This window comes from Pseudomonas sp. Bc-h, from assembly GCF_002080045.1.
Classification (GTDB): Bacteria; Pseudomonadota; Gammaproteobacteria; order Pseudomonadales; family Pseudomonadaceae; genus Aquipseudomonas.
Genome location: NZ_MUIN01000010.1, coordinates 155476 through 167699, shown reverse-complemented (window position 1 = coordinate 167699; position 12224 = coordinate 155476). Strand labels below are relative to the sequence as shown.

Here is a 12224-nt window from a genome sequence, read left to right as displayed (position 1 = left end):
GACCCGATTGATATGCCTAGGGCTGTCACACGGCATATCGTGCGCGGCTTCCCTGTCCAAAGTGTAATCACCAGATCAGCGTGCTGAAAGGTTCCGTCCTTCATTATCGAGTTGAACTTACCTGAAAGGATCTAGTTCTTCCCAAACAAATATGCTGAGGGCAGCCCATGAAAACTATGAAATTCGCAATTCTTACTTCCACCTTGATCATGTCATCACTGGCTTTCGCCGAGGGCGGCGGCGACCGCACTTTTGCACGCATGGCACAAGCACGCGAGGTCGCTTTGTCTGTTATTAAGCCCTCCGCCTCAGTCGAGACGCAAGAGGATGTCGCGCAACAAAAGCCTGCCACTGATAAGAAGCAGCCGCATTGCTAAGGGCTCCAGCTTACGGAAATGTAATTACCCCGTTGGCTGGCTTATGGCATCTTTCGACGTATCAAGCGCACTAGGTCGCCGAGCGATAGCACTCGGAGGCGCGCCCAGTGCGCACACCTTACATCCGACTGACGGGACACGACTCGGTATGCAAGCCAAAACATCTCGGCGCACCTTTGTGAAAGGACTCACCGCAGGCGGGATTCTCGGTGGTTTAGGCCTCTGGCATACCCCAATCTGGGCCGCTCCTAAACCGGGCGAGACCAATGTCTTATCAGGTACAAACTTTGACCTATTCATCGGAGAAACACCGGTAAATATCACTGGGAACTCCCGGACGGCCATGACCATAAACGGTGGTATTCCTGGGCCTCAGCTGCGCTGGCGTGAGGGCGATACCGTAACCTTGCGGGTCAAGAACCGCCTTAAGGATATGACTTCAATCCACTGGCACGGAATCATCCTGCCCGCAAATATGGACGGCGTCCCAGGCCTCAGCTTTCACGGGATTGAGCCTGATGGCACCTACGTCTATCAGTTCAAGGTCAAGCAGAACGGAACGTACTGGTATCACAGTCACTCCGGCTTCCAAGAACAGGTTGGCGTATACGGCCCACTGGTCATCGATGCCAAAGAGCCTGAACCTTTTGAGTATGACCGCGACCTCGTGGTGATGCTTAGCGACTGGACGGATGAAAATCCTGCTTCGCTGATGAAAACACTCAAGAAACAGGCGGACTTCTACAACACTCATAAGCGAACAGTGGGTGACTTCATCAGTGACGTGGCTGACAAGGGTTGGTCAGCAACCGTCGCTGATCGCAAGATGTGGGCCGAGATGAAGATGAATCCTACGGACATTGCGGACGTCAGTGGTGCGACGTACACATACTTGATGAACGGACAGTCTCCGGACTCTAACTGGACTGGCACTTTCAAACCTGGCGAAAAGCTAAGGTTAAGGTTTATCAATGGTTCAGCCATGTCCTACTTCGACGTCCGTATCCCAGGTTTGAAGATGACTGTTGTGGCTGCTGATGGCCAGTACGTCAAACCTGTAATCGTGGATGAATTCAGAATCGCCACTGCCGAGACGTTTGACGTGATCGTCGAACCCACCCAAGAGGTCTACACACTGTTTGCGCAGTCAATGGATCGGTCGGGTTACGCCCGAGGTACCTTGGCTGTCCGGTCTGGCATGACTGCTCCTGTACCTGCGCTAGACCCTCGACCTTTAGTCACCATGGCCGACATGGGTATGGCCGGTATGGATCACGGTGGGATGGCCGGCATGGGCGATATGGCTGGAATGGATCACAGCAAAATGGCCGGTATGGGAGACGACTCGATGCAGGGTATGTCAGGTATGGACGGCGGAGCCATGAAAGATAGCTCTGGTGCTATGCAAGGCATGTCCGGTATGGACAGCATGGAGGGAATGGATCACAGCAAAATGGCAATGGGGGGCATGAGTGGCATGGGAGAAATGCAGTCGCACCCAGCCACAGAGTCCAACAATCCCCTCGTCGACATGCAAGCAATGTCGACCACTCCAAAGCTCGATGATCCTGGCATGGGCCTTCGCGACAATGGTCGAAAGGTGCTGACGTATTCTGATCTGAAAAGCACGTTTGAAGATCCAGATGGCCGTGAGCCAAGTCGCACTGTTGAACTGCACTTGACCGGTCATATGGAGAAATTTTCCTGGTCTTTCAACGGCGTGAAGTTTTCAGACGCCGAGCCGGTAAAGCTGAAGTACGGCGAGCGAGTTCGGTTCGTTCTCGTAAACGACACCATGATGACTCACCCCATCCACCTGCATGGGATGTGGAGCGACCTTGAAGACGAAAACGGGCAATTCCTTGTCCGCAAACACACCATCGATATGCCGCCAGGATCAAAGCGTAGCTACCGAGTGACTGCTGATGCGTTGGGACGCTGGGCCTATCACTGCCATCTGCTGTACCACATGGAAATGGGCATGTTCCGTGAAGTGCGCGTGGAGGAATAAGGAGATGGCTATGAGTAATTTCTTAAGCGGGACTCGCATGCACTCAGCGGTACTCACGGTCGCTCTCACTGCTGGTGTTACTTTGCCGGCAGTTGCTGAGTCCAGCCAGGGCATGGATCACAGTCAGATGCAGGGCATGGATCACGGCCAAATGCAGGGCATGGATCATAGCCAAATGCAGGGTATGGATCACAGCCAAATGCAGGGTATGGATCACAGCAAAATGGAAGGTATGCAGCCCGCCAAGCAACCACAAACTCAAAGTCGGACTCCGATACCACCACTTACCGATGCTGACAGAGCCGCAGTTTATAACGCCCCTGGTGGTCACGAAGTCCATGACAGTGCTCTTAACTCATTTTTTATATTTGAGAAGCTGGAATGGCAGGATGCTGACGATGGAAGCGCGCTGAACTGGGAAGCCCAAGGTTGGATAGGGGGAGATATTGATCGGCTTTGGTGGCGCACCGAAGGAGAGCGCACCAATGGGAAGACTGAAGAAGCTGAGGTTCACGCTTTATGGGGACACGCCATCAGCCCTTGGTGGGATCTAGTCGGCGGGGTTCGTCAAGACTTCAAACCAGGCGACCCTCAGACGTGGGCTGCCTTCGGTATCCAAGGCTTGGCTCTCTACAATTTCGAGGCCAAAGCAACTGCTTATCTCGGGGAAGGTGGCCAGACTGCTGCCCGGCTGGAAGGCGACTACGACATTCTCCTTACCAACAAGCTGATATTGCAACCGACGGCAGAATTCAATTTTTACGGAAAAAACGATCCCCAGCGTGGAGTGGGTTCGGGGCTGTCTGAAAGTGAAGTTGGTTTGCGGCTCAGATACGAAATCCGTCCGCAGTTTGCACCTTACGTCGGTGTGACTTGGAACCGGTCTTATGGAAAAACCGCAGACTATGCCCGCGAGGAAGGTGAAGACAATAGCGAAGCACGCCTAGTGGTCGGCGTCCGAGTTTGGTTCTAATCGAAGTAAGCGGTACCCAATAATTATCTCACCTCATTACAACAGCTTCGTGCTGTGAGGAGCCTTGCATGTCCGTTTTCAAATCCTGTGTTGTGGCCGTTGCTCTTTCATCCAGCTTACTGCTCAGTGCAGTTGCCCAAGCCCACCCGAAGCTGCTGTCTTCAACTCCTGCTGAAGGTGAGAGCGGCCAAGCCCCGGCAAAGATTGAGCTGCACTTTTCTGAAAACTTGGTCACTCAGTTTTCCGGAGCCAAGTTGATCATGACCGACATGCCTGGCATGCCCAATTCACCTATGGGTGTGAAAGCCAGCGTGGCCGGTGGCGGTGATCCTAAAACGATGGTCGTAACTCCTGCCTCTCCTCTCACAACTGGCACCTATAAAGTGGAATGGCGAGCAGTCTCGTCCGACACCCACCCGATCACCGGCGCCGTAACCTTCAAAGTGAAATAAGCATGAGCGACTCTTTGAATGTGGTGCTGCGCCTCGCGCTCTACCTGGATCTAATGCTCCTGTTCGGTCTCGCGGTCTTTGGGCTATACAGCCTTCGGGGAAAGGAACGAGCATCGGGAACAGTTCTGCATTTTGGGTCGCTACTCCCTGGCACTGCCGCTGTAGGTATGTTTTTGTCTCTCGCCGCTTTTGTCGTTATGACAAAAAATATGAGCGGTGCCTCCGACTGGGCGGAGCTGCGGCCCCACCTGGAAATGATGCTGTACGAGACAGAAGTCGGCTACAGCTGGCTTACACGCATGATCTCGCTCGCGGTGGTGATTTTCTTCGGAAGCCAGAGTAAGCGATGGCCAACAGGCAGTCTCTGGATCGCTACTTTGGCGGGCAGCATCGCGTTGGCCACGCTCCCGTGGACAGGTCACGGGGCGATGGACGAAGGGGTGCGACGGTTCTGGCACTTTGCGGCTGATATTCTGCATCTACTTGCCGCAGGTGGCTGGATCGGAGCTCTCGCGGCGTTTGGCTTGATGTTGAGCATCAGGAGGTCTAATTCGGAGCAACTCGTACGAGTGCTGTCACGAGCGCTCAAGGGGTTCGAAACAGCAGGCGCGTTTATTGTGGGTACAATCATAGTGACGGGCGTCGCCAACTATCTCTTCATTGTCGGCCCGACGTTGCTAGAAGTTTCAACCAGCACCTATGGCGTCCTTCTGTTCTTAAAAATTCTGCTTTTTGCATGCATGATCGGGCTGGCTACCCTCAACCGTTTTTACCTAAGCCCTTCACTCGAGCGCTCTGTGGAAGCCGGTGAGTATTCTTTAGCAGCAACTGCTTTGAGAAAAAGCGTAGTGATTGAGTCAACCTGTGCTGTGGTTATCGTCTGCTTGGTGGCATGGCTAGGAACGCTGAGCCCTTCGGTTGAGATGGCTCAAGGGTGAGCGGTAGCCAGATCTGAGCGACCTCTAGGGCGCTCAGATCCAGGCCCGATTATCGGCTGACGGGGTAGTCAGCAACCACTTCTTGCGTTCCCGCTTTGGTAACTCCCAAAACTTGATAAGGCTGATGAATCTGGCCGTAGTCCATGCCGGGAGAACCTGCGGGCATACCTGGCACTGCGATACCTGCAAGGTCGGAGCGACTACTCAACTTTTTGATTTCTTCGGCTGGGACATGGCCCTCTACGAACTTGCCGTTGATAACACCCGTGTGGCACGACGCTAGTCCCTGCGGCACTCCGAGGCTCTGCTTGATAGTACTCATGTTACTTTCGACGTGGTCGATCACTTTGAATCCATTCGACTCAAGGTGCTTCACCCATTCCTTGCAGCAGCCGCAATTAGCGTCACGATGCACGTCAATTGTGAGTGGGTCAGCTGCCTGGACGACCCCACATATCACCAATCCCATAGCGACCAAAAGCTTTCGTTTGGACATTCAATGCACCTCATCAGGTTTTGGACGGTTGCTCTATGCCGTTGGCATCCGCATCCTCTGACAGGTAGGTTAAGCGCAAAAAATCAGATCGCGATTACATTTTTGTAAGCCGCCTGTTAGCTGATATCACCGCACACCGGCCTGCCGTGACAGGGAGTTCCGCATTGGCTGTTGAGGCCATTACATTTACGTAAGCTTGCGCACAGTTGTCAGATTGGTAGCACACTAGAACACCGCAAAACCGGAGCCCGCTCATGAAACTCTTGGTCGCAGAAGATGAACCCAAAATCGGAATGTATCTACAGCAGGGCCTTGTGGAGGCAGGCTTTAGTGTCGACCGAGTCGTGACGGGCACTGAGGCGCTAGCCCAAGCGCTGGGCGAGAGCTACGATCTCCTGATTCTGGACGTGATGATGCCGGGAGTTGATGGCTGGGAAGTTATCCGGGGTGTACGCGCATCTGGCAGCCCAGTCCCTGTGCTTTTTCTAACAGCCAGGGATGGAGTCGATGATCGGGTCAAAGGGTTAGAGTTGGGCGCGGACGACTATCTCGTTAAACCCTTCGCATTTTCCGAACTACTTGCTCGCGTCAGAAGCTTGCTTCGTCGTGGCTCCGCCGTACCCAACCAGACATCTATCAAGATCGGAGATCTGGAGGTCGACCTGCTAAAGCGCCGGGCCTCGCGCTCAGGTCGACGCATTGACCTTACCGCGAAGGAATTTTCGCTTTTGGAACTCCTTATGCGCCGTAGGGGGGAAGTCTTGCCAAAATCACTGATCGCCTCACAGGTCTGGGATATGAACTTCGACAGTGATACCAATGTAATCGAAGTCGCGATACGCCGTCTCAGGGCCAAAATCGATGATGATTTCGACACTAAACTGATCCAAACCACTAGGGGAATGGGCTACATGCTAGACGCTCCTGATACCGAATGAAGCGCACATCTCTCACCCTTCGTTTGAGCTTGATGTTCGTCTGTGCAACGGTTGCCGTGCTAGTAGTCGCGGGCTTTACGTTCGATGCGTTCAGTCGTCATCATTTCAAGGGGCTCGACCGTCAACTCATGACGGAAAAGCTCGAATCCATTCGGAAAATTATGGATGGCGAAGCTGGCTCCGCAGACTTGTCAGAAGTGGTGCTGCAACTCCAAGCCTTGCTAGGCGCCCACCAGGAACTGTCAGCATCAATTGTCACCCTGAGTGGGCGTACGATCTTCGCTACCTCCGACGGAGCCGCACAACCCGCTTCCAACGCTCACGAGGTTGGGCAGGATATGTTGGAGTGGACGGCTGCCGGCCACATGTATCGAGGCATGAAGGCCGAAGTTCATTTAGTAAATGAAGCTGAGCCTCTGACCGCTTGGTTGAGTCTGGATGTGACCAGTCATATGCAGTTCGTCGAAACCTTACGCTGGTGGTTGGTAATCGGGCTGGCTGTCAGCGCTTTGGTAAGCGCGGCTTTAGGATGGCTGGTGGCGCGTAGTGGGCTTAGGCCGGTTGCGCAAGTCACACAGGTCGCAGCTTCGATGTCAGTCGGATCGCTAAAAGAGCGCATACCGCTGGAATCAGTGCCCCACGAACTTGAGCTTCTCGTGTCTTCGTTCAATGCCATGCTAGGTCGCCTTGAGGATTCATTTGTCAGGCTGTCCAATTTTTCAGCCGATATCGCGCATGAATTACGGACTCCCATCAGCAATCTGCGCACACATACTGAGGTCATTCTTACGAAGAAACGTGCGCCAGAGGATTACGAGGAGAACCTATATTCCAATCTGGAGGATCTCAACCGGCTCTCCGGGATCATTGATGGCATGCTTTTTCTAGCAAAGTCAGACAATGGCCTGGTTCTACCTGATAAACAGAAAATCGAATTGCGTTCGGTCGTTGAGAAACTCTTCGAGTATTACCAGTTACTGGCAGATGACACTGGTGTAAAGCTCCAGGTCTCGGGACACGGCACGGTCTACGGTGACGGTACTATGTTGGACAGGATGATTTCCAACTTGCTGTCCAACGCGATTAGGTATACCTCCTCAGGGTCTACGATCTCCGTAGATATCATATCTGATCGAAACACTGTGCTTCTGTCAGTGACTAACCCCGGAGACGAAATTGCGGCAGAGCATCTGCCTCGTTTGTTTGATCGATTTTACAGAGCTGATCCAGCAAGGAGAGAAGGCGCTACCAGCAATGCAGGCCTAGGTTTGCCAATCGTCAAATCATTGGCGGAGGCCCATGATGGCACTGTGGGGTGCTATTCCGGAGGCGGGCATACGGTGTTTACGATAACCCTACCTGCTTTAGTGGCGCCTAATAGGGCGTGATTCAGCATCCTCAAGAGCATCGTCACTAAGGAACGGCTCAGTGGTTAGGCCACACTTTCTCCTGCGCTCAGAGACGACCTAGTTCAGCTCTGTTACCAGCGAAGGCAGACACTCCCCATAAGCTCTGCAAACTCGGTCGCAATGGCTCAACAGTCCGCATGTTGTGTGGTGCCACAGCTTTGCGCCAAAAAAACTACCGATTCCTAGTTCGGCAAATGTCTGGTAAGCAGGGCCTAGTCCAGGATATATGCTTTACCGCATATCTGATAAATCGTATATTCGATTTATCGTATGTTTGGAATGCGTCATGAGTAAGCCCGCCAAAGTCCTGTTCGTCTGCGTTTCCAAGTCTGCTCGCTCGCAAATCGCGTAGGCCCTGTTTCGGCATACCGATCCGCGTTTCGCAGCATTCAGCGCTGGCTGCGAGCCCTCCGTTGTAGATCCGCGAGCAATAGCTGCACTGGAGAACGCGGAGGTCGATGCATCACGCTTGCGCAGCAGATCTATCGACGAATTTCAGGGGGAGCGGTTCGATTACGTCATCACGCTGTGCGACAAATCCGGACGTGAGTGCCAGGCGATGCCTGGAGTCGGGGAGATCATCGCGTGGGCCTTTCCTGACCCGGTTACCCGCGAAGATCCCGGCGCGTTTCGGCACACCCTTCACGATATCCATGAGCGCATCAAGCTCTTCGTGTTGGTCAAGACAAAGCATCTGGAGGATGTATGACAGAACCCATGAATCCGACCGCGCTCTTCAAGTGCCTGGCGGATGACACCCGAACCAAAATCACGATGTTGATCGTGAGAGAGGGTGAACTGTGCGTCTGTGAACTGACGGCAGCCCTAGATCAGAGCCAACCCAAAATTTCCCGCCACTTGGCGCTACTTCGGTCGTCAGGCCTGCTCATGGATCGCCGTCAGGGGCAGTGGGTTTATTACCGGCTTCATCCCGATCTCCCGGCCTGGGTCACTGCGATCCTGAAGGACGTCGTCGATGCGAACCAGCAGTGGCTGCAAGACGAAGCTACCCGGCTGTGCGACATGAATGGCCGTCCCATCAAACAAGCCGTGTGTGACTGATCCACGTCCCTTTCCGAGTGTTTGAAATGCTACTTGCCGTACTGATATTCGTCGTCACTATCGTGCTGGTCATCTGGCAGCCCAAAGGGCTGGGTGTCGGATGGAGTGCGAGCCTGGGTGCTGTCCTGGCGCTACTCACCGGGGTAGTCAGCCTTGGGGACATTCCTGAGGTGTGGCACATCGTGTGGAACGCCACTGCCACGTTCATCGCTGTGATCATCATTAGCTTGCTGTTGGATGAAGCAGGGTTCTTCGAGTGGTCAGCACTGCATGTTGCCCGCTGGGGTGCAGGCAGTACCCGGAAACTATTTACCTTTATCATCCTGCTAGGTGCCGCCGTATCGGCGCTCTTCGCGAATGACGGGGCGGCACTGATCCTGACGCCTATCGTGATCGCGATGCTGCTGGCATTGCGGTTTACTCCCGCTGCCACCCTGGCGTTCGTGATGGCAGCAGGGTTCATTGCGGATACCGCGAGCCTGCCGCTGGTGGTCTCCAATCTGGTCAATATCGTTTCCGCCGATTACTTCAGCATTGGCTTTAGCGAATATGCCTCTGTCATGGTGCCGGTCAACATCGCCAGTGTTGCGGCGACATTGGTAATGCTGCTGTGGTTTTTCCGCAAGGAACTGCCTGCGACCTACGACCTTGCCCAACTGCACCAACCTTCAGAGGTGATCCGCGACCGGGCAACGTTTGTCGCAGGCTGGTGGGTTTTGGCTCTCCTACTGATCGGCTTTTTCGTGATTGAACCACTGGGCATACCGATCAGCGTCATTGCAGCGGTGTGTGCGCTAATCCTTTACGTGATAGCGGCTCGCGGCCACGCCATCGACACCGGAAAGGTGCTTAAAGGCGCACCCTGGCAGGTGGTGATCTTTTCGCTGGGCATGTACTTGGTCGTCTACGGACTCAAGAATGCCGGGCTCACTGATCACATCTCACAGATCCTGAATACCTTCGCTGGCCATGGCATCTGGGGCGCCTCCCTTGGCACCGGACTGCTCACAGCGTTGCTATCGTCGATCATGAACAACATGCCTACCGTGTTGGTCGGCGCCTTGTCCATTCACGGCACAGAGGCGCAGGGCGTGGTTCAGCAAGCCATGGTGTACGCGAACATTATCGGTTGCGACCTGGGGCCGAAGATCACACCCATTGGCAGTTTGGCGACACTGCTCTGGCTGCACGTCCTCGCAAAAAAGAACATCACTATCACGTGGGGTTACTACTTCAAGACCGGGATCGTGCTGACCCTGCCCATCCTGATTGTCACGCTCTGCGCCCTGGCGCTACGACTCAGTATCTAAATCCATGAGGCACTCCATGAAAGTCCTGTTCATGTGCACCCACAACAGCTGCCGCAGCATCCTGTCCGAGGCCGTGTTCAATCATCTGGCTCCGGCTGGAGTCGAGGCGGTCAGCTCGGGCAGCTTCCCAAGTGGTCGCGTAAATCCGCGAGCCTTGCAGACACTTCAAAGCGCCGGCATCTCCACGGAGGGTCTGAGTAGCAAATCCTCTGACGCCTTTGAGGGTTCGCCACCCGACATCGTGATTACGGTCTGCGACCGGGCTGCCGGTGAAGCTTGCCCAGTATTTTTTGGGCCCGCGCTGAAAGCGCACTGGGGGCTGTCCGACCCTTCCGAAGTAACGGCATCAGAGGCTGAAATCAGAACGGCATTTGAGTCGACCCTGGCCAAGATCCAGGAGCGTGTAGGCGTATTTCTGAGCCTGCCTCTTAGCACGATGAGCGCTGACGAACTGAAAGCTGAATTGAATCGCATCGGCACGCTTTAGGCCGACAGTCCGGGCTCAGTATCACAGAGCCCGAAGGAGTTTTTTATGCAAGACACACTACCCAACGTACAGGCCGATCTGATCGACATACCGTCGCTGGAGCGACTGGCGACCAGCACCTCGTCAACGCACAAGCCGCGCATCCTGCTGCTATACGGATCGACCCGAGAGCGCTCGTTCAGCCGGTTGGTCACTCAGGAAGCTGCACGCCTGCTTGAAGAGTTTGGCGCCGAAACCCGGATCTTCGATCCGTCAGGTCTGCCACTCCCAGACGATGCGCCTGATAGTCATCCGAAGGTGCTGGAACTGCGTGAGTTGATGCAATGGTCAGAGGGCCAGGTCTGGTGCTCGCCCGAGCGTCACGGCGCTATGAGTGCAGTATTTAAGGCCCAGATTGACTGGGTGCCGCTTGCGATAGGCGCGGTACGACCTACCCAAGGCAAAACCTTGGCAGTGATGCAGGTCTGCGGTGGCTCCCAGTCGTTCAACGTGGTCAACCAGTTGCGCGTTCTGGGGCGCTGGATGCGAATGTTCACCATCCCAAATCAATCCTCGGTCGCCAAGGCGTTCACTGAGTTCGATGACTCCGGTCGGATGAAGCCTTCGTCCTATTACGACCGTCTGGTGGACGTGATGGAGGAGCTGATGAAATTCACGATCCTGTTGCGGGATCGCCAGGACTATCTGGTGGATCGCTACTCCGAGCGTAAAGAGTCAGCGGCAGCGCTATCGCAGAGAGTTAATCAGCGCTCCATCTAATCCAACCCCAAAGGGAGCAATCGCCATGAGCGAGATCACGATCTACCACAACCCTCAGTGCGGGACGTCACGCAACACGTTGGGACTGATCCGTAACAGCGGAGAGGAACCCACGGTAATCGAATACCTGAAGACCCCGCCTGACCGCGACACGTTGGTAGGTTTAATCAACGCCATGGGTACTGGGGGGCGCGCATTACTCCGCATCAAAGGCACGCCTTATGAAGAGCTTGGGTTGGCCAATCCCGACCTGACCGATGACCAGCTTATCGATGCGATGATGACGCATCCAATTTTGATCAACCGCCCGATAGTCGTTACCCCACTAGGAGCGCGCCTGTGTCGTCCCTCAGAGGAAGTACTCGATCTGTTGCCGCAAAAGCAGCGCGGGAAATTTGCCAAGGAGGATGGCCAACTGCTTGTTGATGATGAGGGCAACAGGATTTGATGGCGCTTGCTGCCGAATAGTGACCGCTTGTGGCCGATATCTGCCGGTTCCTAAAATCGCTTGGAGGTGAATGCCTTCACCCCTCGCTCAATTCGCGAAGCGGTCTCGGCCCCACGCTGCCCGCTATGTGGAATTGGCCCAGAGGCGGCTATCGACCTATAGCAGACGTCTTCTGCAATTGCGGATGCTAGCCGGGTAATGCGTACGCCTCCGCAAATGCAACACGACCATTTTTGGGGGTGCAGGGGGCTAGCGCCCTGGAGCTTCGGGCGAAGCTCAACTCAGCTGTACCGCTGCGGGGAGCCTGTGAGCCCGATGATATGGTTTTGTGGATTATTCGTTCGAGTTTTTGGCGGCAGAACTCGCTAACTCATCATCCTCCATGCGTCTGCTCATGAGCTGCTCCAGCATCCAGGTCTGCGCTAAATCGAACTCTTGCATCATTCCATCGAATTCGTCGAGTGTGAGGGGCCTAGAGGCCTTGTCATGTTCCATACGACCTCTGGAGTCTGCTGAGACGCTATGAGGATGGGGAAACCGGTTAGGTGGAGTCAGTACAGTGCT

The 12224-nt window shown here is 54.6% G+C and carries 14 protein-coding genes and 1 pseudogene; 13 read left to right on the top strand and 2 right to left on the bottom strand.

Annotated elements, in window-relative coordinates; translation table 11 throughout:
• The first annotated feature begins 167 nt into the window (after positions 1 to 167).
• The 5 genes from BWR59_RS19775 (at position 168) to copD (ending at position 4751) form a co-directional block, all read left to right on the top strand.
• On the top strand, positions 168 to 377 hold the full coding sequence (locus tag BWR59_RS19775) for a co-regulatory protein PtrA N-terminal domain-containing protein (RefSeq protein WP_081567338.1): 210 nt from the start codon (positions 168 to 170) through the stop codon (positions 375 to 377).
• 148 nt (positions 378 to 525) lie between these two features.
• On the top strand, positions 526 to 2388 hold the full coding sequence (locus BWR59_RS19770; protein ID WP_081567337.1) for a copper resistance system multicopper oxidase: 1863 nt from the start codon (positions 526 to 528) through the stop codon (positions 2386 to 2388).
• Between the two features lie 10 nt (positions 2389 to 2398).
• Positions 2399 to 3361, top strand: coding sequence for a copper resistance protein B (locus BWR59_RS19765; protein ID WP_081567336.1), 963 nt, complete (start codon positions 2399 to 2401; stop codon positions 3359 to 3361).
• A 68-nt stretch (positions 3362 to 3429) separates the two neighbouring features.
• Entirely contained in the window at positions 3430 to 3813 is a 384-nt protein-coding gene (gene copC / locus BWR59_RS19760; protein ID WP_081567335.1) for a copper homeostasis periplasmic binding protein CopC, read from the top strand.
• Between the two features lie 2 nt (positions 3814 to 3815).
• On the top strand, positions 3816 to 4751 hold the full coding sequence (gene copD, locus BWR59_RS19755) for a copper homeostasis membrane protein CopD (protein WP_081567334.1): 936 nt from the start codon (positions 3816 to 3818) through the stop codon (positions 4749 to 4751).
• 49 nt (positions 4752 to 4800) lie between these two features.
• On the opposite strand, the gene BWR59_RS19750 is transcribed toward copD, so the two are convergent.
• On the bottom strand, positions 4801 to 5247 hold the full coding sequence (locus BWR59_RS19750; protein ID WP_081567333.1) for a DUF411 domain-containing protein: 447 nt from the start codon (positions 5245 to 5247) through the stop codon (positions 4801 to 4803).
• A 254-nt stretch (positions 5248 to 5501) separates the two neighbouring features.
• On the opposite strand from BWR59_RS19750, the gene BWR59_RS19745 reads away from it, so the two are divergent.
• The 8 genes and pseudogenes from BWR59_RS19745 to arsC all read left to right on the top strand — a co-directional run bounded on the left by BWR59_RS19745 (position 5502) and on the right by arsC (position 11660).
• Positions 5502 to 6185, top strand: a complete 684-nt coding sequence (locus BWR59_RS19745; RefSeq protein WP_081567332.1) for a heavy metal response regulator transcription factor — start codon at positions 5502 to 5504, stop codon at positions 6183 to 6185.
• Positions 6182 to 7573 carry a heavy metal sensor histidine kinase gene (locus tag BWR59_RS19740; protein WP_081567331.1) on the top strand — a complete coding sequence of 464 codons (1392 nt, stop codon included), beginning with the start codon at positions 6182 to 6184 and terminating at the stop codon, positions 7571 to 7573. The genes BWR59_RS19745 and BWR59_RS19740 overlap by 4 nt, the downstream gene beginning before the upstream one ends.
• Before the next feature lie 307 nt (positions 7574 to 7880).
• Positions 7881 to 8303, top strand: a pseudogene (locus tag BWR59_RS19735) (arsenate reductase ArsC).
• Positions 8300 to 8656, top strand: a complete 357-nt coding sequence (locus BWR59_RS19730) for a metalloregulator ArsR/SmtB family transcription factor (RefSeq protein ID WP_081567330.1) — start codon at positions 8300 to 8302, stop codon at positions 8654 to 8656. The pseudogene BWR59_RS19735 and the gene BWR59_RS19730 overlap by 4 nt, the downstream one beginning before the upstream one ends.
• A 26-nt stretch (positions 8657 to 8682) precedes the next feature.
• The gene (locus BWR59_RS19725) at positions 8683 to 9966 is read left to right on the top strand and encodes an arsenic transporter (RefSeq protein ID WP_081567329.1); all 1284 of its coding nucleotides are present in this window, start codon (positions 8683 to 8685) and stop codon (positions 9964 to 9966) included.
• Between the two features lie 16 nt (positions 9967 to 9982).
• Positions 9983 to 10453, top strand: coding sequence for an arsenate reductase ArsC (locus BWR59_RS19720; RefSeq protein WP_081567328.1), 471 nt, complete (start codon positions 9983 to 9985; stop codon positions 10451 to 10453).
• Between the two features lie 45 nt (positions 10454 to 10498).
• Positions 10499 to 11212: an arsenical resistance protein ArsH gene (arsH, locus tag BWR59_RS19715; RefSeq protein ID WP_081567327.1), complete on the top strand. Its 714-nt coding sequence runs from the start codon at positions 10499 to 10501 to the stop codon at positions 11210 to 11212.
• Positions 11213 to 11237: 25 nt separating this feature from the next.
• Complete coding sequence (gene arsC / locus BWR59_RS19710) at positions 11238 to 11660, top strand: arsenate reductase (glutaredoxin) (protein ID WP_081567326.1); 423 nt, start codon at positions 11238 to 11240, stop codon at positions 11658 to 11660.
• Positions 11661 to 11993: 333 nt separating this feature from the next.
• Here the strand turns inward: arsC and BWR59_RS32445 are convergent, their stop codons facing one another.
• The gene (locus tag BWR59_RS32445; protein WP_168184511.1) at positions 11994 to 12155 is read right to left on the bottom strand and encodes a hypothetical protein; all 162 of its coding nucleotides are present in this window, start codon (positions 12153 to 12155) and stop codon (positions 11994 to 11996) included.
• Positions 12156 to 12224: the final 69 nt, after the last annotated feature.

Bases quoted from the DNA above. Each gene is read 5' to 3' on its own strand.
- BWR59_RS19745 (WP_081567332.1), top strand. From the start codon at position 5,502: ATGAAACTCTTGGTCGCAGAAGATGAACCCAAAATCGGAATGTATCTA.
- BWR59_RS19775 (WP_081567338.1), top strand. From the start codon at position 168: ATGAAAACTATGAAATTCGCAATTCTTACTTCCACCTTGATCATGTCA.
- BWR59_RS19750 (WP_081567333.1), bottom strand. From the start codon at position 5,247: ATGTCCAAACGAAAGCTTTTGGTCGCTATGGGATTGGTGATATGTGGG.
- BWR59_RS32445 (WP_168184511.1), bottom strand. From the start codon at position 12,155: ATGGAACATGACAAGGCCTCTAGGCCCCTCACACTCGACGAATTCGAT.
- BWR59_RS19770 (WP_081567337.1), top strand. From the start codon at position 526: ATGCAAGCCAAAACATCTCGGCGCACCTTTGTGAAAGGACTCACCGCA.
- BWR59_RS19740 (WP_081567331.1), top strand. From the start codon at position 6,182: ATGAAGCGCACATCTCTCACCCTTCGTTTGAGCTTGATGTTCGTCTGT.
- arsC (WP_081567326.1), top strand. From the start codon at position 11,238: ATGAGCGAGATCACGATCTACCACAACCCTCAGTGCGGGACGTCACGC.
- BWR59_RS19730 (WP_081567330.1), top strand. From the start codon at position 8,300: ATGACAGAACCCATGAATCCGACCGCGCTCTTCAAGTGCCTGGCGGAT.
- BWR59_RS19720 (WP_081567328.1), top strand. From the start codon at position 9,983: ATGAAAGTCCTGTTCATGTGCACCCACAACAGCTGCCGCAGCATCCTG.
- copD (WP_081567334.1), top strand. From the start codon at position 3,816: ATGAGCGACTCTTTGAATGTGGTGCTGCGCCTCGCGCTCTACCTGGAT.
- BWR59_RS19765 (WP_081567336.1), top strand. From the start codon at position 2,399: ATGAGTAATTTCTTAAGCGGGACTCGCATGCACTCAGCGGTACTCACG.
- BWR59_RS19725 (WP_081567329.1), top strand. From the start codon at position 8,683: ATGCTACTTGCCGTACTGATATTCGTCGTCACTATCGTGCTGGTCATC.
- arsH (WP_081567327.1), top strand. From the start codon at position 10,499: ATGCAAGACACACTACCCAACGTACAGGCCGATCTGATCGACATACCG.
- copC (WP_081567335.1), top strand. From the start codon at position 3,430: ATGTCCGTTTTCAAATCCTGTGTTGTGGCCGTTGCTCTTTCATCCAGC.